This window comes from Psychrobacter sp. TB55-MNA-CIBAN-0194 (assembly GCF_040309505.1).
GTDB lineage: Bacteria > Pseudomonadota > Gammaproteobacteria > Pseudomonadales > Moraxellaceae > Psychrobacter > Psychrobacter fozii.
In genome coordinates, this window is sequence record NZ_JBEOOW010000697.1 from 1 (window position 1) to 242 (window position 242).

Sequence of the window (242 nt, forward strand, 5' to 3'; positions counted from 1 at the left end):
CTGCCAGGCTAACTTCATCACCGCTCAGGTGACTTAGAAATAACAAAGACATTCGCACTGTTGAAGCATTGGCTTCATCACCGCTCAGGTGACTTAGAAAATTAGCGCCGATTGAGAATGTGATTAGATTGCCTTCATCACCGCTCAGGTGACTTAGAAATACACTTCTATGCGTGGTGGGACGAAGCACGACTTCATCACCGCTCAGGTGACTTAGAAAATATTGTTAGACACAAAAAAGC

General features: G+C 44.6%; 1 protein-coding gene. It reads right to left on the reverse strand.

The annotated features are described in order from the left end of the window. Positions 1 to 190 (reverse strand): hypothetical protein (locus AAEY75_RS16775; RefSeq protein WP_352260294.1); only part of this gene is annotated, 190 nt, incomplete at its 3' end. Between the last annotated feature and the right edge of the window lie 52 nt (positions 191 to 242).